The following is a 20423-nucleotide window of genomic DNA, read 5'->3' as shown; positions in this document are numbered from 1 at the left end:
AAAAGCTTGGCTATGGGAAATTGAATTGTAACGGTTTTTAACAATAGCAAAGCGAAAGCATTGAGCTTAACAAAATCTCGTTGTATGCTAGTTTAAATCACTTGTTTAAAAAGGATGTTTGAATGTCGTTTCCACATTTACTAGAACCCTTAGATTTAGGCTTCACTCAATTAAAAAATCGAGTGTTAATGGGCTCCATGCATACTGGCTTAGAAGAAAAGGGCGGATTTGAGAAACTGGCTGCGTTTTATAAAGAACGTGCAGCAGGTGGCTGTGGGCTAATCGTAACTGGCGGTATCGCGCCTAACTTTCGTGGACGCCTAGCACCTCATGCTTGCCAATTAAGTTTTCCTTGGCAAGTTAAGAAGCATCGCATTGTCACAAAGGCTGTCCATGAAGCTGATGGTAAAATCTGTATGCAGATCCTCCATGCTGGTCGTTATGGTTATCATCCTTTTTCACAAGCACCGAGTAAAATTAAATCGCCAATTACACCATTTACGCCTTCAAAAATGTCATCTAGACAAGTTGCTGGAACAATTAAAGATTATGCATCCAGTGCTGCGCTTGCTAAAAAAGCGGGCTATGACGGTGTAGAAGTAATGGGCTCAGAAGGCTATCTCATTAATCAATTCATTAGCTCTCGTACCAATAAACGTACTGATGAATGGGGTGGCAGCTTTGTTCAACGTGCACGTTTCCCATTAGAGATAGTCAAAGCTATCCGTGAGAAGGTGGGCAAAGAATTTATCATAATATTCAGACTATCAATGTTGGATTTAGTTGATAACGGTTCGACATGGGATGAAGTCGTTAAATTAGCAAAATGGTTAGAGCGTGAAGGTGTTTCAATTATCAATACTGGTATTGGTTGGCATGAAGCGCGTGTACCTACAATTGCGACAAGTGTTCCAAGAGGGGCATTTTCTTGGGTGACTGAGAAACTTAAATCTGAAGTGTCAGTTCCTTTGATTGCAACTAACCGTATCAATACGCCTGAAATTGGCGAATCAATCATTGCTTCTGGCCAAGCAGATATGGTTTCAATGGCAAGACCTTTCCTTGCGGATGCAGAGTTTGTTAATAAAGCCGCTGCTGGGCAAAGTGAACTTATCAATACTTGTATTGGTTGTAACCAAGCTTGTTTAGATCATACGTTTTCAATGAAGCGTGCTACTTGCCTTGTTAACCCTCGCGCTTGCTATGAAACAGAAATCAATTTCACCCCAACGCAACACAAAAAACGTTTAGCAGTTATGGGAGCAGGTCCTGCTGGCATGGCATTTTCGGTATATGCAGCGTCACGTGGGCATGAAGTGGTTTTATTTGAAGCTAAAAATGAAGTTGGCGGCCAGTTTAATTTGGCACGCAAGATCCCAGGTAAGGAAGAGTTTGACGAAACCATCCGTTATTTCAACAACCAAATGAAGCTACACAAGGTTGAATTACGTTTAAATACTCGTTTAGATTTAGATGTTTTAGCGAATGAAAAATTTGATGAAGTGATCGTCGCTTCAGGTGTTGTCCCGCGTGCGCTTGATCTACCTGGTTTTGATAGCCCTAAAGTTGTCGATTATCAGCAAGTCCTGAAAGGAGAAGTCTATATTGGCGAGAAAGTGGCGCTGATTGGAGCGGGCGGTATCGGATTTGATATGGCACATTTTTTATGTGAACGTGAGTCGAGCACATTACAACCGGACAAATGGCTCGAGCAGTGGGGCATTGATAAAACCTATCAACATCCAGGCGGCTTAACTGAGGAGTCTGAACATAAACCAGATCGCGAAGTTTACTTATTGCAACGTAAGACGACTAAGATGGGGAAAGGCCTCGGTAAAACAACCGGCTGGATCCACAGAAGTGTTCTTAAACAGCATAAAGTGAACATGAAAACGGGTGTGAGCTATGAGAAATTTGACACTGAAGGCTTACACATCAAGGTAGGGGAAGAATCCGAAGTACTGCGAGTTGATAATGTTGTACTGTGTGCAGGTCAAGAGTCTAACCGCACGCTTGTAGACGATATGAAATCAACTGGCTTACCAGTGCATTTGATTGGCGGTGTTGATGTTGCTGCTGAACTGGATGCTAAACGAGCAATTAGACAAGGCGCTGAACTAGCAATGGCTATTTAACCACTGAATCTAATAAGGTTCTAATCGTTAACTTAATAAAACCTAGCAAATTGCTAGGTTTTTTGTTTTTATTAAACGTCATATTTTATTAATGATACGAATATAAATGGACGAAATAAAAGGTATTTTCAAGTCTTGGCATAATGAGGTTGATACCAAGCAAGTGTTTAACTTTACGCTTAATGCCCCTAGTGCTGAGGAATTTAACCGATTAAGAACAGAAACGGGTTGGGGAACGGCTCCAGTTGATACAGTAAACAATAGCCTAAATAATTCTTTATTTTTCGTTTGTGTCTTCCAAGAAACTAGATTGATTGCCACCGGCAGAGTGATCGGTGATGGCGGGCTGTTTTTCTATATTCAAGATATCATTGTGGCTAAAGCATACCAAGGTAACGGCTTGGGACATTTTATTATGCAAGCTATCGAAATGTATTTAACTCAACAAGTCACACAAGGCACTACAGTGGGTCTATTTTGCGCACAAGGTAAAGAAGGGTTTTATAAAAAATATCAATATTTAGTAAGAGATGGCTCAGAATTAGGGTTTGGTATGTGTAAGTTTTATTGATACTTTTTATGATGTGTTTTCAATATGATTTTAAATAAAGGAACGACGATGGCTAAAAATGTTGTTATTACCGGTGCGAACAGAGGGATTGGTTTAGCATTGGCTAAATTATTTAAGCAACAGGGTGATAAAGTGTTTGCTTTATGCCGCCACACTTCAGATGAGCTTGAGCTGCTAGACGTGAATGTTATCACTCAAATTGATGTTGCAACTGATGAAGGCATACATAATATGCAAACTTCTTTAGCGGGAGTGAATATTGATGTTTTGATTTGTAATGCAGGCATTTTACGTGATGAGCAATTAGCACACTTAAACCTTGATACCATTAGGCAGCAATTTGAAATTAATGCTCTGGCACCACTTCGCATTGTTGCCGCACTAAATCATCAACTGAATGCTGGCGGCAAAGTCGCTATGATCACTTCACGTATGGGATCAATCGAGGATAATACCTCTGGAGGGCGATATGGGTATCGAATGTCTAAAGCTGCTCTTAATGCCGCATCGATGTCGCTAAGCCATGATTTATCTCCAAAACAAATAGCGGTTGGCATATACCACCCAGGTTATGTTCAAACCGATATGGTAAATCACGGAGGCGATATTTCGGCTTTAGAGTCAGCGAGTCGACTGGTGGGGCTAATTAACTCACTGGATATGACAACAACTGGTGTATTCAAACATTCAAACGGACAAACATTACCTTGGTAAAATTTGTATGCTCTGTTTTTATCTTTTCTATGGTAATAGGTATCACAGTTTTTGAGTATTTAGATTAAAACAAGCTTAACCGCTCGTTTTGTATGCAATATGTCGTAAATTTTAAGTTTAGTTACAGACTGTATATTTAATATGTAATGCTAATAATTATATTAAGGTGCTATTGAATAAAACTGTGATAGTTAGATTCAATCAGTGCCATAGTGAGGAATAGGGAATCATGACGACGAAAACAGAATCTGGGGATAATGCACCCGGATTGCTCGGTAGAGCGCTAGACAGTATTGAAAGGATTGGTAATAAACTACCAGATCCTGCAATGCTATTCTTAATTTTAATGTTTGCTGTTTGGGTAATATCAGCCTTGTTATCTGGCGTCAGTTTTGATGCGATAGATCCAAGAACCGATAGCCCAATTGTTATTAATAACTTATTAAGTGCAACAGCGTTAACAGAATTTTTAACTTCTATGGTGAAAACATTCACCGCATTTGCACCGTTAGGTGTTGTACTGGTTGCAATGCTAGGTGTGGGGATTGCTGAGCAGTCAGGCTTTATCAATACTGCATTAAAACAAATGCTTAAAGTCACACCTGCTAAGCTATTAACGCCAGCGGTTGTTGTGGTCGGTATTATTTCTCATACCGCAACAGATGCGGGCTATGTTGTAGTGATACCACTTGCGGGTGTTATATTCTTTACCGTTGGTCGCCACCCACTTGCTGGTATTGCAGCGGCTTTTGCTGGTGTTTCTGGTGGATTCTGTGCCAACTTTATTCCATCAGGTATCGATCCTTTATTACAAAGCTTTACCCAGTCGGCAGCCCAGATCGTCGATCCTGACATTCAAATTAACCCATTGAATAATTGGTTTTTCGCTGCATCTTCGTGTATTCCGATTACCTTAGTGATTTGGTATTTAACCGATAAAATTTTAGAGCCAAGATTAAATAAAACGCACAAAGTAGAACGTGACCAAGTTGACTTACCAGCAATGGAAGAAGCAACACCAAAAGAAATGCGTGCATTTAGTGTGGCTTCTCTTGTTATGTTCGTTGCAATCATTGGTTTTTTCTCGCTTACCATTCCTGAAACTTCAACACTGCGAGATGAGCATGGTTCACTGACTAGCTTTGGTGCGCCGTTAATGCAATCTATTGTGCCATTGATCTTCATATTCTTTATGCTTCCGGGGGTAGTATATGGTTATATGACTGGCAGCTTTAAGTCGTCTGCAGACATCGTGCAAGCAATGTCTAAATCCATGAGCGGCATGTCGCATTACATCGTAATGGCATTTTTCTGTGCTCAGTTTGTTGCTGCTTTTTCGGCGTCTAATTTAGGTGCATTAATTGCTGTTGAAGGAGCTGGTGGCCTTAAGGCGCTCAACCTTCCAGCAGAAGTGACCGTGGTCGGGATGATTATTTTAGTTGGCTTTGTTAACTTATTCGTTGGGTCATCTTCAGCAAAATGGGCGTTAATTGGCCCAGTACTTGTGCCAATGTTAATGCAGCTAAACATTAGTCCAGACTTATCGCAAGCGGCTTACCGTATTGGTGACTCAAGTTCTAACATCATTACGCCATTAATGCCTTATTTCCCACTTGTCGTCGTATATTGTCAGCGCTATGTCAAAGGTATTGGGATAGGGACCTTAATCTCGATGATGTTGCCATTTAGTCTGGCACTTTTATCAATATGGAGTACATGGCTACTCATTTACTGGTCCATTGGTTTACCTTTAGGACTGGGTGCAAGTTACACTTATTAACTGATTTTAAAAATGAAAGTAGCGATATTATTCGCTACTTTTTTTGGGCCAGCAAAAAGTCTTTTCATAAAACTAAAAGATTTAGAGCACATTACAGTTAACATTTTTATCCTCGCAGGCTAGTGCAGTTAAGTTGTTTCTGCCTATAATTGTTGTATATCAATTAAAAGATTAATTTTATAAAAATCATTTATGCCAAAGATTAATATTGATTCAAGTTATGGAGTTATCATTATTCAGGACATGAATGCTGTTCATGTTGATGAACGATATGCTCAAATATATGGTTATAATTCAGCCGAAGAACTACTTACCAGCATCGATTCTTTTCTTGACCTTTTACCTGCAGAAAATCATCAAATTGCCACTCAGAACTACCATGACATAGTCAATGGAACACTTTATCCACGTGGTCATACATTCGTTAATATTGACAGAAATGGCCGTGAGTTCACGGTTTTTTCAGTGGATCATTTAATTGAATGGCAAGGCCGTCCAGCATTACAGGTGACAGTGATTGATCTTTCTGTGTTAGTTGAAGCGAATAAGCGTATACGTGAAAAAGACCTAATGTATAAGCGGCTCATTACACAATCAGGTCAAGGTATAATGGTGCATCGGGAATTTAAACCACTGATGGTAAACCAAGCCTGTGTAAAGCATTTACACGCAGACTCAATAGAGCAAGTGATGAGTTTAAGCTCTCTACTCACACTCATTCCTGAAACAGTTCAACAACAGGCCAAGCAGCATTATCAAGATATTGTTAATGGCGTGGCTGTTGGCAGTAACAGTGTGGTCGAAAATATCTGCTTTGATGGCATACATCGGTTTTTTAATATTTATGATAACCTTATTGAGTGGGATGGAGAACCTGCAGTACAAGTCGTAATGGAAGATGTAACCGAGAAAGTACAGTTAGAAAAAGAGCTGGCATTTAAAGCAAGTCATGATGGTTTGACGCACCTTTTAAATCGCAGTGCAGTGCAAGAATGGTTACAGAAACATATTGAAATCAATGACCAGTTGACCTGTGTTTTACTTGATATTGATAATTTTAAATTAGTTAATGATACTCATGGTCATCACAATGGCGATCTCGTCATTCAAGCTCTTGCTGAAATTATACGTGATGCGTTTGCAGATCACATTGGGGCTGTTGGTCGTTGGGGGGAGAAGAGTTTATTGCATTTTTACCTTCAGCAAACGAACAAGCCGCATTACAAACTGCTGAAGTGATAAGAAGTCGTTTTGCTGAAAGGCATTTTAACGATTCTACTCATTCATTTTCTGTTTCAGTGAGCATCGGTTTAGCTGAGTCAAGTGACTGCCGCATGATGAACGATGTTGAGAGTTTAATAAAACTCACTGATAAACGTTTATATATTGCTAAATCCCAAGGCAAAAATACTATTTGTAGCGAAGGGTAATTTATACCATAACAGCTTTTTCTTACCTTATTGAGTCGAATTTACATCTTAATTTAATTGCTCCATGATATTCATTATTGGTAATGATTGGAGCAAACAATGACTTTCTTAGCATCAAACACATCACATTCTCAGTTCATATCAAGCTTTCGCTTATTGTGTTTTCTAACTTTGTTCTTGTCGGTTTCGTCTCTATGGGCTTCAGAAACCGTTACCAAGGTCAAAGATAACCCGAAATTTGATCCTGCATTAGCTAACGAAGTTGGCGCAGATGAGTATGGCATGAAGCAATACGTTGTTGCATTCTTGAAACGAGGACCCAATCGCGAACGAAGTGAGGAGGATGCCTTAGCTTTGCAAAAAGCTCATATAGACAATATTACTAAGTTAGCAAATGAAGGCAAATTAGTTCTGGCTGGGCCTTTTCTTGGTAACGATGATTTACGTGGAATTTATATTTTTGATGTAAAAACGGTTGCTGAAGCCAAAATACTCACTGAATCAGATCCCGCCATTAAAGCTGGTAGCCTTACTATGGAGTTAAAGCCTTGGTATGGCAGCGCTGCATTAATGAAAGTAAATCAGTTACATCAGCAAATGTCTAAAAAGCTGATGTAATGACTCATTGCTGATTAGTTATGTAGTGCATTTATCCGTTTATTTTCTGACAAAATCAATGGTGTCAGAATAAGACATAAGACGACATTAGAAAGTGGCACAGATAGCCATATACCGTTGACGCCAATCAAGTTGGGTAACGTGAGTAAAAACGGAATTTGTATTGCCATATTAGCCATCGAAATAAACAATGACTTATTCCCTTGATTGACCGCCATAAAATACATGGTTGCGATAAAAATAAACCCATCCAGTACTAACGCAAATAAATGTAGACGCATACCGATTAAAGTTTCAGCCATAAGAGCATTATCATGATTACTGAAAAAACCTATGACAAAGTTGGGAAAAATATTTATAAATAAAACGGTAAAAACGCCCAGAGTAGCGACAACTTTTACGGTCAGTTTCACTGTTTGTTTGATCTGTGGGATCAGCTTTGCACCATAATAGTAACTAACAGGGGGCTGCATACCGCCAGCTATACCTTCTGCTAATAAATAAAAAGTCGTTGCAACGTAACCTACAATTGCAAAAGCAGCGACATGAACTGCCGAGCCATATTGCATAAAAAGGAAATTATGAAGTGCAATAATGAAGCTAAAGTACATAAACATAATCAAACTCGAACTACCTAAAACGAGTATTTTTTGTAGTTGTTTAAGCTTAATATCCTTATAAGAAAACTTAAACCTGGTGTTAGCTTTCCTTGAAAAGAAGTAGTAAAAACCGAATAGCATTACAATGGCTTGAGAAATCAATGTCGCAATTGCAGCGCCTGTTAGTCCTAAAGGATAAACAGCGATTAATAAGTAATCCAACGCGATATTCATGACTGCGCCAATCATTAACAACATAGTGGCAAAACCGGGCTGTTCATCATTTCTCACGAGTAAAGGTATTGCTGTAGCTGCAGTTGTAAAAAAAGCGCCATAGGCAAATACTTCTATATAATCTGATGCCATGCTAAAGCTTTGTCCATCTGCTGCTTGCAGGAGCAATAAAGTCTCACCGAAGAAGTGAATGAAAATTGCTGATGCGATACTCATTATGCCAATTAATACTATGGCATGGCTAAGTACTTTTTGTCCTTCTAAAGGCTTTTTCTCGCCACGGGTGATGGATAGTAAACTACCAGCGCCCATACCGATCATCATGCCAACACCCACAACACAGCATATAATTGGCCAAGCCATGTTAATGCCTGCTAAGCCTTCAAATCCTACATAATGACCAACGAAGATCCCATCAATGATTTGATATAAGCCACTCACTAACATTGCTGCAATGGATGGAATAGCGTATTTCCAAAAATGCTGTTTAACGGTTAATTGATCAATTGACGCTGTTGATATTGCTAACATGATTTCTCAATACTATCAGGACACAAAATAATATTGCTTATTATAATCTGATTTTAGATAGGAAAAAGTTAGTATCCATCCGATAATCGGATAGTTATAATAATTGGAATGAGCCATTACGGTTGGAAAAAGATGAACTGGTCTATAGAACAATTAAAAGCATTTGTTGCCGCAGCCAATACAGGTTCGTTTTCAGCTGCGTCACGTGATTTAGGTAAAGCGCAATCAAGAGTTAGTACGGCAATTTCAAATTTAGAAATAGATTTAGGCTTTAAACTATTTGATCGCAGCCACCGTTTGCCTGTGCTAACAGAGCAGGGGGAACAGTTATTAATTGAAGCTAAAGCCGTGATTGCGCAGTGTGAGCGTTTAAACTCAAGAGCAATGTCAGTTCAAACAAATAACGAATTAGCATTAACCATTGCGATTGACGAAGCTGTCCCAATTTCTACTTTCGAAGTTTTTTTGATAAAACGGCCGAGACCTTTCCATTGTTGAAACTCACTATTTTAAATGGATCAAGGGATGATATTGCCCATTGGGTAGATATTGGAAAAGCGGACTTAGGTGTGTTATTTCAAGGCGAGCAACTTTGTGAACGTCTAGAGTTTTTTACTATTGATAGCTTTCATCAATCTCTTATCGTATCGGTTGATCATCCATTAGCAGATATCCCGGTTCCAAACATATCGCAGCTAAATGAATATCGACAACTGGTTATTTGTGACTTGCAAACTGCAAGTAAACCCATATCTGCAAATTGTTGGCATGTTGACAGTTACTATTACATGACGTCACTTGTTACTCGTGGCTTGGGTTGGGCGTTGGTTCCAGAACATATTGCCGGTTCTCAGTGGTATTCAGGTGAAATAAAAGAGTTGAGCACTTACCATATACCCGAATCATTGTTGATTGAAATGGGGTTAGTTAAACGACGAGACAAAGGTGCTGGCAATATTATGAACTGGATGTTTGCTGAACTTGAAGCTATGTTTCTTGAGGCTAAAAAGAACAAAAATTAGGGTTAACTATTTATCTTGGCGACTTTTTTGTTGAAATTTGGTTTACTACGGCAATTAGATAATCGGTAAAAACGAATACTTGCTATTGAAAAGGGAAACGAGCGAGAAGGCTCGTTTCATATTTAATCGAGTGTAATCAGTGTTTTGTTATGCTGAACATAAAGGTTACTTGGTTCATCTGTAGTGAGATCGAGATCTAGGTTCGTCTCAGGTACACAGCAACAAGGCAAGCATTCATCAGCTTCTAGTTCGACCAAAGGTTCAGAGATATAAGTCACTGAACCTTTATTGATGCGAGTTTTACACGAACCGCAAAAACCATTTCTGCATTCAGAAAAGATATTAACTTTTTTATTTCGAGTACATCTAGTAAGGTGTGTTGTTGTTGATTAAACAACAACACTGGCTCACCATTTAAGCTAACAATAGGTGCTTTTTTAAAGTTGGGCTTATAGGTCAAAGTCAGAAAACTCATCGCTGTCAACGGCCGAATCAATTTGACCAACTAAGTAAGATGAGACTTCAACTTCTTGTGGTGCCACTTGTACAGCATCACTTTCAAGCCAGTTTTTCATCCATGGTAACGGGTTAGTTTGTTCTGCATAGGGTTGAGGCAAGTTAACGGCTTTCATACGTTGGTTAGTAATGTACTCAACGTACTGACATAAAATTTGCTCATTTAAGCCGATCATTGAACCGTCTTTGAATAAGTATTTAGCCCATTCTTTCTCTTGCTCAGCTGCTTTATAAAAAATATCGTAGGCTTGATCGTGACACTCTTTGGCAATTTCACCCATTTCAGGATCATCTTTGCCACCTTGCATAATATTAAGAATATGCTGAGTGCTATTTAAATGTAAGGCTTCATCACGAGCAATTAAACGAATAATTTTCGCATTGCCTTCCATTAATTTACGTTCAGCGAAAGCAAATGAACATGCAAAACTGACATAAAAACGAATCGCTTCTAATGCATTTACAGACATCATGCATAAATACAGAGACTTTTTAAGGATACGTGGACTAACAGTGATTTGTTTACCGTTAACCAGATGTGTTCCTTCACCATGTAAATTGAGCACTTGGGTCAGTTCAATTAAATCATCGTAGTATTGAGCAATATCACCTGCACGTTTTAAAATTTCTTTATTCACCACGATATCATCAAATACGACAGACGGATCATTAACAATATTACGAATAATGTGGGTATAAGAACGCGAGTGAATTGTTTCTGAAAAAGACCAAGTTTCAATCCATGTTTCTAATTCAGGTAACGATACTAACGGTAATAACGCCACATTCGGTGAGCGACCTTGAATAGAATCTAATAATGTTTGGTACTTAAGGTTTGAAATGAAAATGTGTTTTTCATGTTCTGGTAAACCTTGGTAATCAATTTTGTCTTTGCTTACGTCTACTTCTTCTGGGCGCCAGAAAAAAGATAATTGCTTTTCAATTAGCTTTTCAAAAACTTCATATTTTTGTTGATCATAACGAGCAACGTTAACTGACTGTCCCATGAACATAGGTTCGTTCATCGGATTATTTGGTGTTTGACAAAAAGTAGAATAAGCCATTTATATATCCTAAAAAAGCGGGGATAAGTCCCCGCATTTAAATGCAAATTGTTGAATTAAATCTTACAAGCGCCGCCTGCACAGCCATCATCTTCTTTCTCAACGACGGTAATGTCATCAAGGTTGTCTGATGCACCATCACGGGTGTTGTGATAGTAAAGTGTTTTAACACCAAGTTTATAGGCTGTTAATAGATCTTTCAGCAAGGTTTTCATCGGTACTTTTTGACCGTCAAAACGTGTTGGATCGTAGTTAGTATTAGCCGAAATTGCTTGGTCGACGAATTTTTGCATGATACCAACGAGCTGTAAATAACCATCATTATTTGGCATATTCCACAGCAATTCATATTGATGTTTTAGCTCATCAAAGTCAGGAACAACTTGCTTTAATTGCCCATCTTTACTTGCTTTAACGCTGATTAAGCCACGTGGTGGCTCGATGCCATTTGTAGCGTTAGAAATTTGCGAAGACGTTTCTGATGGCATTAATGCTGATAGAGTAGAGTTACGTAAGCCGTGAGCTTTAATGTCACTACGTAATCCTTCCCAATCCATATGTAATGGTTCATCACAGATTTTGTCTAAATCACGCTTATATGTGTCAATTGGTAAAACACCTTCAGCGTAAGTAGTTTCATTAAATAAAGGACATGCACCTTGCTCTTTTGCTAGGTTCATAGAAGCTTTGAGTAAGTAGAACTGAATCGCTTCAAATGTCTTATGGGTTAAGTTATTACCAGAGCCATCAGAATATTTCATGCCATTTTTCGCAAGGTAATTTGCGAAGTTAATAACGCCTATACCTAGCGTTCTACGGTTCATAGAACCCAGTTGAGCAGAGATAATTGGGTAATCTTGATAATCAAGTAAATTATCTAATGCACGAACGGCTAGGTCTGCAAGCGGTTCTAATTCAGATAAGTCTTTGATAGCACCCAAGTTAAGCGCTGATAAAGTACATAATGCAATTTCACCATTAGGATCTTCAATGTTACGCATTGGCTTAGTTGGTAAAGCGATTTCTAAACAAAGGTTAGACTGTTTAATTGGCGCTACTTGCGGGTCAAATGGACTATGAGTATTACAGTGATCAACATTTTGAATATAGATTCGGCCAGTTGATGCTCGTTCTTGCATCATTAATGAAAACAATTCAACGGCTTTAATCTCTTTACGACGAATGCTGCTATCCGCTTCGTATTGAAGATATAGGCGCTCAAACTCTACTTGGTCAGCGAAGAATGCATCGTATAAACCAGGTACATCAGATGGGCTAAATAAGCTAATATTTTCAGACTTAATTAAGCGTTGGTACATCAATTTGTTTAATTGCACGCCGTAATCTAAATGACGAACACGGTTATCTTCTACACCACGGTTATTTTTAAGCACAAGAAGTGATTCAACCTCTAGGTGCCATAATGGGTAAAATAATGTCGCTGCGCCGCCACGAACTCCGCCTTGTGAGCAAGACTTTACCGCAGTTTGGAAATATTTATAAAACGGTAAGCAACCAGTGTGGAATGCTTCACCGCCTCGGATTGGGCTACCTAAAGCTCGAATACGGCCTGCGTTGATTCCAATACCCGCACGTTGACTTACGTATTTTACAATTGAAGATGCTGTCGCATTGATTGAATCAAGGCTATCGTCACATTCAATTAATACGCACGAACTGAATTGACGAGTAGGGGTGCGCACACCAGCCATGATTGGCGTTGGAAGTGAAATTTTAAATGTCGATACGGCATCGTAGAAACGCTTAATGTAGTCAAGTCGTGTTTCTTTTGGATACTTAGCAAATAAGCAAGCAGCTACCAAGATATAGAGAAACTGTGCACTTTCGTAAATTTCATTAGTCACACGGTTTTGAACTAGGTATTTTCCTTCAAGTTGCTTAACAGCAGCATATGAGAAGTCCATGTCACGCCAGTGGTCGATGTAGCTATCTAAGATAGTTAACTCTTCTGCTGTGTAGTCTTCGATAATGTGCTTGTCGTACTTACCCAACTCAACCAAACGATTGACTTGATCAATTAATTTTGGAGGCTCGAATTGACCGAAGGCTTTTTTACGCAGATGAAAAACAGCTAAACGCGCAGCAAGAAATTGGTAATCTGGTGACTCTGGAGAGATTAAGTCAGCTGCTGCTTTGATGATTGTTTCGTGAATAGCCTCTGTTGGAATGCCTTCAAAAAACTGTAAGTGAGAACGTAATTCTACTTCTGAAACTGATACGTTGTTTAAGCCTTTGGCTGCCCACTCGATTACGCGATGGATCTTATCTAAATCGATTGTTTCGCGTTCGCCACTGCGTTTAGTGACTGTCATATTGCTGTTCATTAAAAAGAGGCCTTGATTCGATATTTATTGGTGTAATTTATTCATTGGATCTTTTTTTATCGACTACGTTACGATCGCCAATAAATCACAATACGTCCCTTGTAAGTTGATCATCCAAATTCAATTAACAAACTAATATTGATAAAAATACTAGTGTTACAGCGAGATACTGAGCTTTTATCGCTAGTGCCTCGTATTGATGTCACACACAAGATATGGTGTTTTATAAAAACTAACATACAAGATAGTGAGGTTGGTCACCATTTGCAAGTAGGATTTTAATTAATAAGTTGTGGATATCTTATGGATAGTCATTCAAGTTAGTAAAAGCTAACCTGCTAACGCAAAATAGCCTTTGAATTTCTCGTGACGTTGTTTTTTTAGACAGTTAACGTGATTGGATTGATCGCTAAAATATTCAGCGATCGATTGTTTTTATATAAAAATAGTTTGATTTTTTTTGTGATGTTTGAATGTAAAATGAAAAATGAGTTTTCATTTGGCTTTATGAGTCAAAGTACAGTGCCATTGATGAGTTCATTGCACAAAATGACTACTGTTATCCTTAGAACAGTGAGATAAAAAGTGAAGTGACAGCAATGCCGTTAGTACAGAAAAGTCGTTAGTAAAGAAACTCTATAGTGAGGGCATTAAAGGCTTGCTGATATGTATCGAAAGTGAGTCATGTCAATGATGCTTCAACTGTGACATTTGAAGCAGCAATTTACCAATCACTTTTGCATCATTACATTAAGATTTACATGTAAGCATTGAGTTTATGAAGAGTACTATTTTAGTTGTTCTTGTTATTCAAAAAATTGGAGTAAATCGTTAACTGTGTTAAATACAATTTTACTTGGCCATAATTCTGGCTGATCATCGTCCGAAAGGTATCCCCACATAGCAGTGCCGCCAATCATGCCCGCATTATTAGCTGCGACTAGATCTCGCTCAGCATCACCTAGGTACAATATATTTGCAGGCGCACAGTTAATTTGCTGAGCTGCTAATAACATAGGGGCAGTGTGAGGTTTAGGGTGAAGGGTAGAGTCGCCACTAACGATGCTAGTTAAACGTTCAGTTAGCCCTAAAGCATCAATTAACGGACGAGTAAACTTTGCTTGTTTATTTGTTACCACCCCAAACGGTATTGCTTTTGTTTCAAGTAAAGTGAGAAATGAAGCTAAACCTTCGAATAAAGAGGCTTTTTGACCATTCACTTTTTGATAGTGTTCAAGCAGACTCTGTTGAATGCTTACTTGCTCTGATTCATTTAACTCTGGTACAGCAGCATTTACTAAGGCCAAACTTCCGTGTGAAGCTGAATAGCGTAGTGCTTCGACGGACTTAGGGGAGATTTCGCGCTCTTGCAAGGCTAAATTTAATGCATATACCAGATCTGGTGCGGTATCAGCCAAGGTTCCATCCAAATCAAATAATACTGCTTTAATCTGATCCGTCGCACTAATTTGATTCATTGTACTACCTTAGGTTTTAATTCGTTTATCAATAATGGAAAGAGTAACGTCACGTTATATTGGGTTAAGTAATCAAACGAATAAATAGGTTAACTAAGCAAGCTAAGTAAAAAGACTAATAATGACATTACATAAAAGTGTAGAACATCAACTAGCCTGGTTTTGAACACTGCTAATAGGCAATAAGTGGTCATGTCCTTTAATCTTTAATCATTAATCATTAATCATTAACCATTAACTATGAATCAAGGACATGTCCTGAATTGTGTGATTTATCCAGCTTTTTGAGTCGCTATCATATAGTTTACGTCAAGTTTATTGGTATATTTATACACACCTGTTAACGGGTTATGAGTAATGCCTAAGGCGTCTCTACAGATTAAATCAGTTTGATCGACCAAATTGATTAATTCTGACGGCTTAATAAACTTACTGTGATCATGGGTACCAACAGGCAGCATCTTTAATACATATTCTGCGCCTACTATCGCTTGTATGTAAGACATCATATTTCTATTAATGGTAGAAAAGAAAACAAATCCATCTGGTTTTACCATATCGCAGCATGCACGAATCACTGATAATGGATCCGGTACGTGCTCAAGCATTTCCATACACGTTACGACATCATATTTTTCGCTATTGTTAGCAGCGTGTTCTTCTGCAGTCATAGTGTCATAGTGAATATCGATACCTGTTTCGAGCGCATGAAGCTTGGCCACTTCAATTTGCGCATCACCCATATCAAGGCCGGTAACTTTAGCGCCAACTTTTGCCATGCTCTCAGATAAAATACCGCCGCCACAACCGATATCAATAACGTGTTTATCAAACAATCCGCCGCAAGTTTGATCGATATAATTTAACCTTAAAGGATTAAGTTGGTGTAGTGGTTTGAAATCACCATTTGGATCCCACCAAGACTGTGCCATTTGAGCAAACTTTTCGATTTCTTGGTGATCAACATTTTGTTGATTTTGGTTTTCGTGATTAGACATAACAGGACCCATAATATATTTATGATTATTGCAGGTATTATAACCATCCGTTTCAATAAACAAAGTGAGATAAAACAAGATTAATTTTCAATTGATTATATAAGCAGCAATCTTTGCCGATAAAAAACACATTAATTCTCAAAACACGTATATCAGGAAATTAAAAAGTAGAACTTACGAATCAAATTAGGGGAATTATCGCTGTTTTTATTAAGTTTTTCACTTGCATTCACTTATTGTTGTTCTAGGGTCTAGCCACTTTATATATCTGTGTTAGAATGCCAAATCACGTTTTTGAGCTACACAATAAAATGGAATAATTATTGTGCGCTAATTTTAGGGGAACGAGCAGTTTATGACTGATCTGGCAACATCAATTTCGCCAATTAACATCGAAGACGAACTAAAAAATTCTTATTTAGATTATGCGATGAGTGTAATCGTAGGTCGTGCATTACCTGACGTTCGTGACGGGTTAAAACCTGTTCACCGTCGTGTTCTATTCGCAATGAACGAATTAAAGAACGACTACAATAAGCCTTATAAAAAATCAGCTCGTGTTGTTGGTGACGTAATCGGTAAGTATCACCCACATGGTGATACAGCTGTATATGACACAATCGTTCGTTTGGCGCAGCCATTCTCAATGCGTTATACGCTTGTTGACGGCCAAGGTAACTTTGGTTCAGTAGATGGTGATTCTGCTGCGGCAATGCGTTATACCGAAATCCGTATGGAAAAATTGGCTCATTCACTTTTAGCCGATTTAGAAAAAGAAACAGTAGATTTTGTACCTAACTATGATGGTACAGAGTTTATTCCAGCAGTATTACCAACACGCGTACCAACCTTATTAATTAATGGTTCATCCGGTATTGCTGTGGGTATGGCGACCAATATCCCGCCTCATAACATTACTGAAGTGATTAATGGCTGTTTAGCATTGATTGCTGAACCAAGTCTTTCAATCGAACAGTTAATGGAACATATTCCAGGACCTGATTTCCCAACAGCTGCAACAATTAATGGCCGTAAAGGTATTATTGATGCTTACAAAACAGGTCGTGGCCGTGCCGTCATGCGCTCTAAAGCTGAGATTGAAGAAGATAACGGTCGTGAACGTATTATCGTTACCGAAATTCCTTATCAAGTTAACAAAGCACGTTTGATTGAAAAAATCGCCGAGCTTGTTAAGGATAAGAAAATTGAAGGTATTACAGGTTTACGTGATGAGTCTGACAAAGACGGTATGCGTATCGTTGTTGAGATTAAACGTGGTGAAGTAGGCGAAGTTGTTCTGAACAACCTATATGCTCAAACTCAGATGCAATGTTCTTTCGGTATCAACATGGTGGCACTGACTAACGGTCAGCCTAAATTGTTCAACCTTAAAGAAATGCTTGAGTGCTTTATCCTTCATCGTCGTGAAGTTGTTACTCGTCGTACTGTTTTTGAATTACGTAAAGCGCGTGACCGTGCTCATATCCTTGAAGCACTTGCGATTGCATTAGCGAATATCGATCCGATTATTGCGCTGATTAAGAACTCACCAACGCCAGCTGAAGCAAAAGTAAAATTAGTTGAGCAAGGGTGGGATCTAGGCCACGTACAAGGCATGCTAGAAAAAGCAGGTGATGATGCAGCTCGTCCAGAATGGTTAGAACCAGATTTTGGTATTCGCGATGGCAAATACTATTTAACTGAGCAACAAGCGCAAGCCATTCTTGAACTTCGTCTTCATCGCTTAACAGGCCTTGAGCACGAGAAAATTCTAAACGAATACGAAGAATTACTTGAGTTCATCGCAAGCTTGCTTTTCATTCTTCGTAGCCCTGAACGCTTAATGGAAGTGATCAAAGAAGAGCTTGAAGAAATGCTTGAGCAGTATGGTGATGAGCGCCGCACTGTGATTAATCAAAATGAAGTTGATATGAGTCTTGAAGACTTAATCAATGAAGAAGATGTTGTTGTAACGCTATCTCATATGGGATATGCGAAGTATCAGCCTCTAACTGATTACCAAGCTCAACGTCGTGGTGGTAAGGGTAAAGCGGCAACGAAAGTGAAAGACGAAGATTTCGTCGAAAAACTGCTTGTTGCGAATACTCACGATACGATTTTATGTTTCTCTGACTTTGGCAAAATGTACTGGCTTAAAGTGTACCAGTTACCACTTGCAAGTCGAACAGCTCGTGGCCGTCCAATTATTAACTTATTACCTCTTGCTGATGGTGAGCGCATTACTGCTATCTTACCTGTACGCGAATACGCTGATGATAAGTTTATTGTTATGGCAACAGCGCACGGTACGGTTAAGAAAACGGCATTGACTGCATACAGTAATCCACGTGCAAACGGCATTATTGCAGTAAACCTTAAAGATGATGACCAATTAATTGGCGTCGATATTACTAACGGTAGTGACGACATTATGTTGTTCTCTAACGAAGGTAAAGTGGTTCGCTTCAACGAAAAAGTACGTGATTCAGAAACGGGTGAAGTGAAAAAAGACCCTGAAACTGGTGAAGACTTAATTGCTATCCGTCCAATGGGCCGAACGGCTACTGGTGTTCGCGGAATTAAACTTGAAGATGGTCAAAAAGTTGTTTCCATGATCATTCCGAAAGAAGAAGGTGCAATTCTTACTGTTACCGAAAATGGTTACGGTAAACGTACCGACTTATCAGAGTACCCAGCGAAGAGTCGTGGCACGAAAGGTGTTGTTTCTATCAAAGTCAGTGAACGTAATGGTGCCGTAGTTGGCGCAGTTCAAGTTACTGAATCTGAAGAAATCATGCTCATTAGTAACAAAGGTACGCTTGTACGTACTCCTTCAAATGGTGTTTCGCTGATTGGTCGTAACACGCAAGGTGTCACCATTATTCGAACAGCTGACGATGAGAAAGTGGTTGGCTTGCAGCGTCTTGATGAAATTGAAGAAGATGAGCAAATCGAAGAAGGTGCAGAAGGCGAAACCGCTGAGAGCATTGAAACGAATGCTGCTGACGATTCAGCTACACCAGAATCAGATGCTTAATCACCAATAACATTCTGATAGTGTGATACAAAAAAGGATGCCAAATGGCATCCTTTTTTATGCTTGAATGTTTATAAAGATAACAAGTGGATAGGGCGAGTTACGCACTAAGATTTATTTTTATTCGCTTGTTCAAAAGCATTTTTCCAAAAGGTAGAGCTTAATTTAGCAATCACTCTTGATTCACCGTTTAACAACATCGCCATACCAATATTCAACTCGGGTGAGTACGATATTTCTGCCACGTAACCAGCGACCCAACCAGCATGATAAATTAATGGACGGCCTTCAAATTCATATACTCGCCAGCCTTTACCGTAATGTGCATTATCAAGGTGTGCTCGCCAGTCACGGCGGCGTAACTCTTTGGTTGTTCTAACGCCTGGCGTCGTGACATCTTTAATCACACTGTTTGAAATGACACCAGGATTCTCACCTAAATTGGCAATTAGCCATTTCGATATGTCATTGATACTGGCATTGACGCCTGCAGCGGATGGTAATTTATAGTAATTAGGCTTTACCGTGACTTTACGAAACCCCAATTTTGTTTTTACATGAGGTTCTGCACGGTTTTCTCTTGCCATGAAAGCATCATAGCCGACTGTTGCAGTATTCATATCTAGAGGCGAAAAAATCTTTTGTTGCAATAAATCTTCATAAGCCATTCCAGATTGCTGCTCTATGGCCGTTTCAATAAATGAAAATGCTACGTTCTGATAGCCATAACAAACTCCGGGGCTACACATTGGGGTTAGCTCAGAGAACTTGTTGATAATTTTGTCCATTTTAACATTGGCATTAATTAAATTATCGTAACTATTAGGCATCAAACCGGTACTTTGACCAATTACATGCGCTAAGGTTATTTCTTCAGCGTTAGCTTTATTGGCGAGAGTGAATTCTGGTAAGTACTTAACAATAGGTTGTTGCCAGCTTAGCTTTCGCTCATTGACTAACATACTCGCTAAGGTACCGGCGAAGGTTTTTGATACAGATGCCAAACGAAAAACAGTGTCTTGATTTACATTGAGTTTGCCACCTTTTTTACGTTTGCCGAAGGTACTTAGTGATAAAACTTCATTTCCCTCAACAATAACGAAGGCCCCACCAGGTACCTTGCTTTGCTTCAATTGCTGGTGAAAGTGTTGTTTAAACTGATCTGCGACGGTTATGTAGTCAGATTGTTTTGCATTGGCTTGTGAGCAGATACTGGCAATTGTTACAGTGCCAAACAGCAAAAAGGGTTTTAAATACATCAATCGATCCAATTTCCGTTAAAACGGATTATTCATTATTGTTACAGTCTCAGTTTAGTACTAAGACCATATTTTACTGACTTATTTGTGAT

14 protein-coding genes and 2 pseudogenes are annotated in these 20423 nt (G+C 38.9%); 9 read left to right on the top strand and 7 right to left on the bottom strand.

Annotated elements, in window-relative coordinates; translation table 11 throughout:
• The first annotated feature begins 122 nt into the window (after positions 1–122).
• The 6 genes and pseudogenes from ACGEDC_RS19420 to ACGEDC_RS19395 all read left to right on the top strand — a co-directional run bounded on the left by ACGEDC_RS19420 (position 123) and on the right by ACGEDC_RS19395 (position 7248).
• Entirely contained in the window at positions 123–2135 is a 2013-nt protein-coding gene (locus tag ACGEDC_RS19420) for an FAD-dependent oxidoreductase (RefSeq protein WP_394495203.1), read from the top strand.
• A gap of 106 nt (positions 2136–2241) precedes the next feature.
• The gene (locus ACGEDC_RS19415) at positions 2242–2706 is read left to right on the top strand and encodes a GNAT family N-acetyltransferase (protein ID WP_394495201.1); all 465 of its coding nucleotides are present in this window, start codon (positions 2242–2244) and stop codon (positions 2704–2706) included.
• Between the two features lie 48 nt (positions 2707–2754).
• Positions 2755–3420 carry an SDR family oxidoreductase gene (locus ACGEDC_RS19410; protein ID WP_080915772.1) on the top strand — a complete coding sequence of 222 codons (666 nt, stop codon included), beginning with the start codon at positions 2755–2757 and terminating at the stop codon, positions 3418–3420.
• A gap of 229 nt (positions 3421–3649) precedes the next feature.
• The gene (locus ACGEDC_RS19405; RefSeq protein ID WP_080915771.1) at positions 3650–5200 is read left to right on the top strand and encodes an AbgT family transporter; all 1551 of its coding nucleotides are present in this window, start codon (positions 3650–3652) and stop codon (positions 5198–5200) included.
• Positions 5201–5392: 192 nt separating this feature from the next.
• Positions 5393–6630 (top strand): annotated as a pseudogene (locus ACGEDC_RS19400) (diguanylate cyclase).
• Positions 6631–6729: 99 nt separating this feature from the next.
• Positions 6730–7248, top strand: coding sequence for a YciI family protein (locus ACGEDC_RS19395; RefSeq protein WP_394495198.1), 519 nt, complete (start codon positions 6730–6732; stop codon positions 7246–7248).
• 14 nt (positions 7249–7262) lie between these two features.
• Here ACGEDC_RS19395 and ACGEDC_RS19390 read toward each other — a convergent pair whose 3' ends face one another.
• On the bottom strand, positions 7263–8612 hold the full coding sequence (locus ACGEDC_RS19390) for an MATE family efflux transporter (protein ID WP_394495196.1): 1350 nt from the start codon (positions 8610–8612) through the stop codon (positions 7263–7265).
• 132 nt (positions 8613–8744) lie between these two features.
• Here ACGEDC_RS19390 and ACGEDC_RS19385 point away from each other — a divergent pair, with 132 nt between their 5' ends.
• Both ACGEDC_RS19385 and ACGEDC_RS19380 read left to right on the top strand, forming a co-directional pair.
• Positions 8745–9110, top strand: a complete 366-nt coding sequence (locus ACGEDC_RS19385) for a LysR family transcriptional regulator (RefSeq protein WP_394495194.1) — start codon at positions 8745–8747, stop codon at positions 9108–9110.
• A complete protein-coding gene (locus ACGEDC_RS19380) occupies positions 9104–9634 on the top strand; it encodes a LysR substrate-binding domain-containing protein (protein WP_394495192.1) in 531 nt (176 codons plus the stop codon). Before ACGEDC_RS19385 ends, ACGEDC_RS19380 begins: the two co-directional genes overlap by 7 nt.
• A gap of 122 nt (positions 9635–9756) precedes the next feature.
• Here ACGEDC_RS19380 and yfaE read toward each other — a convergent pair.
• The 5 genes and pseudogenes from yfaE to ubiG form a co-directional block, all read right to left on the bottom strand.
• Positions 9757–10109, bottom strand: a pseudogene (gene yfaE, locus ACGEDC_RS19375) (class I ribonucleotide reductase maintenance protein YfaE).
• Positions 10084–11214: a class Ia ribonucleoside-diphosphate reductase subunit beta gene (gene nrdB / locus ACGEDC_RS19370; RefSeq protein ID WP_080915767.1), complete on the bottom strand. Its 1131-nt coding sequence runs from the start codon at positions 11212–11214 to the stop codon at positions 10084–10086. Before nrdB ends, yfaE begins: the two are co-directional and overlap by 26 nt.
• 56 nt (positions 11215–11270) lie before the next feature.
• Positions 11271–13559 (bottom strand): class 1a ribonucleoside-diphosphate reductase subunit alpha, encoded by a 2289-nt coding sequence (nrdA, locus tag ACGEDC_RS19365; RefSeq protein WP_055024579.1) that lies wholly within the window; start codon positions 13557–13559, stop codon positions 11271–11273.
• Positions 13560–14365: 806 nt separating this feature from the next.
• A complete protein-coding gene (locus tag ACGEDC_RS19360) occupies positions 14366–15037 on the bottom strand; it encodes an HAD family hydrolase (protein ID WP_394495189.1) in 672 nt (223 codons plus the stop codon).
• Positions 15038–15309: 272 nt separating this feature from the next.
• On the bottom strand, positions 15310–16035 hold the full coding sequence (gene ubiG, locus ACGEDC_RS19355; RefSeq protein ID WP_192022732.1) for a bifunctional 2-polyprenyl-6-hydroxyphenol methylase/3-demethylubiquinol 3-O-methyltransferase UbiG: 726 nt from the start codon (positions 16033–16035) through the stop codon (positions 15310–15312).
• 355 nt (positions 16036–16390) lie between these two features.
• Here ubiG and gyrA point away from each other — a divergent pair, with 355 nt between their 5' ends.
• A complete protein-coding gene (gene gyrA / locus ACGEDC_RS19350; RefSeq protein WP_055024577.1) occupies positions 16391–19072 on the top strand; it encodes a DNA gyrase subunit A in 2682 nt (893 codons plus the stop codon).
• 107 nt (positions 19073–19179) lie between these two features.
• Here the strand turns inward: gyrA and ACGEDC_RS19345 are convergent, their stop codons facing one another.
• Complete coding sequence (locus ACGEDC_RS19345; RefSeq protein WP_394495186.1) at positions 19180–20331, bottom strand: serine hydrolase domain-containing protein; 1152 nt, start codon at positions 20329–20331, stop codon at positions 19180–19182.
• Between the last annotated feature and the right edge of the window lie 92 nt (positions 20332–20423).

It is taken from the genome of Shewanella sp. ENK2, assembly GCF_043568515.1.
In the GTDB taxonomy this organism is placed as follows: Bacteria; Pseudomonadota; Gammaproteobacteria; order Enterobacterales; family Shewanellaceae; genus Shewanella; species Shewanella japonica.
The sequence above is the reverse complement of the archived record's forward strand: the minus strand, read 5'-3'. Positions and strand labels throughout refer to the sequence as shown.

What these genes read in the sequence shown, in the direction of transcription:
- ACGEDC_RS19420 (WP_394495203.1), top strand. Translation starts at nt 123, where the DNA reads ATGTCGTTTCCACATTTACTAGAACCCTTAGATTTAGGCTTCACTCAA.
- ACGEDC_RS19415 (WP_394495201.1), top strand. Translation starts at nt 2,242, where the DNA reads ATGGACGAAATAAAAGGTATTTTCAAGTCTTGGCATAATGAGGTTGAT.
- ACGEDC_RS19410 (WP_080915772.1), top strand. Translation starts at nt 2,755, where the DNA reads ATGGCTAAAAATGTTGTTATTACCGGTGCGAACAGAGGGATTGGTTTA.
- ACGEDC_RS19405 (WP_080915771.1), top strand. Translation starts at nt 3,650, where the DNA reads ATGACGACGAAAACAGAATCTGGGGATAATGCACCCGGATTGCTCGGT.
- ACGEDC_RS19395 (WP_394495198.1), top strand. Translation starts at nt 6,730, where the DNA reads ATGACTTTCTTAGCATCAAACACATCACATTCTCAGTTCATATCAAGC.
- ACGEDC_RS19390 (WP_394495196.1), bottom strand. Translation starts at nt 8,612, where the DNA reads ATGTTAGCAATATCAACAGCGTCAATTGATCAATTAACCGTTAAACAG.
- ACGEDC_RS19385 (WP_394495194.1), top strand. Translation starts at nt 8,745, where the DNA reads ATGAACTGGTCTATAGAACAATTAAAAGCATTTGTTGCCGCAGCCAAT.
- nrdB (WP_080915767.1), bottom strand. Translation starts at nt 11,214, where the DNA reads ATGGCTTATTCTACTTTTTGTCAAACACCAAATAATCCGATGAACGAA.
- nrdA (WP_055024579.1), bottom strand. Translation starts at nt 13,559, where the DNA reads ATGAACAGCAATATGACAGTCACTAAACGCAGTGGCGAACGCGAAACA.
- ACGEDC_RS19360 (WP_394495189.1), bottom strand. Translation starts at nt 15,037, where the DNA reads ATGAATCAAATTAGTGCGACGGATCAGATTAAAGCAGTATTATTTGAT.
- ubiG (WP_192022732.1), bottom strand. Translation starts at nt 16,035, where the DNA reads ATGTCTAATCACGAAAACCAAAATCAACAAAATGTTGATCACCAAGAA.
- gyrA (WP_055024577.1), top strand. Translation starts at nt 16,391, where the DNA reads ATGACTGATCTGGCAACATCAATTTCGCCAATTAACATCGAAGACGAA.
- ACGEDC_RS19345 (WP_394495186.1), bottom strand. Translation starts at nt 20,331, where the DNA reads ATGTATTTAAAACCCTTTTTGCTGTTTGGCACTGTAACAATTGCCAGT.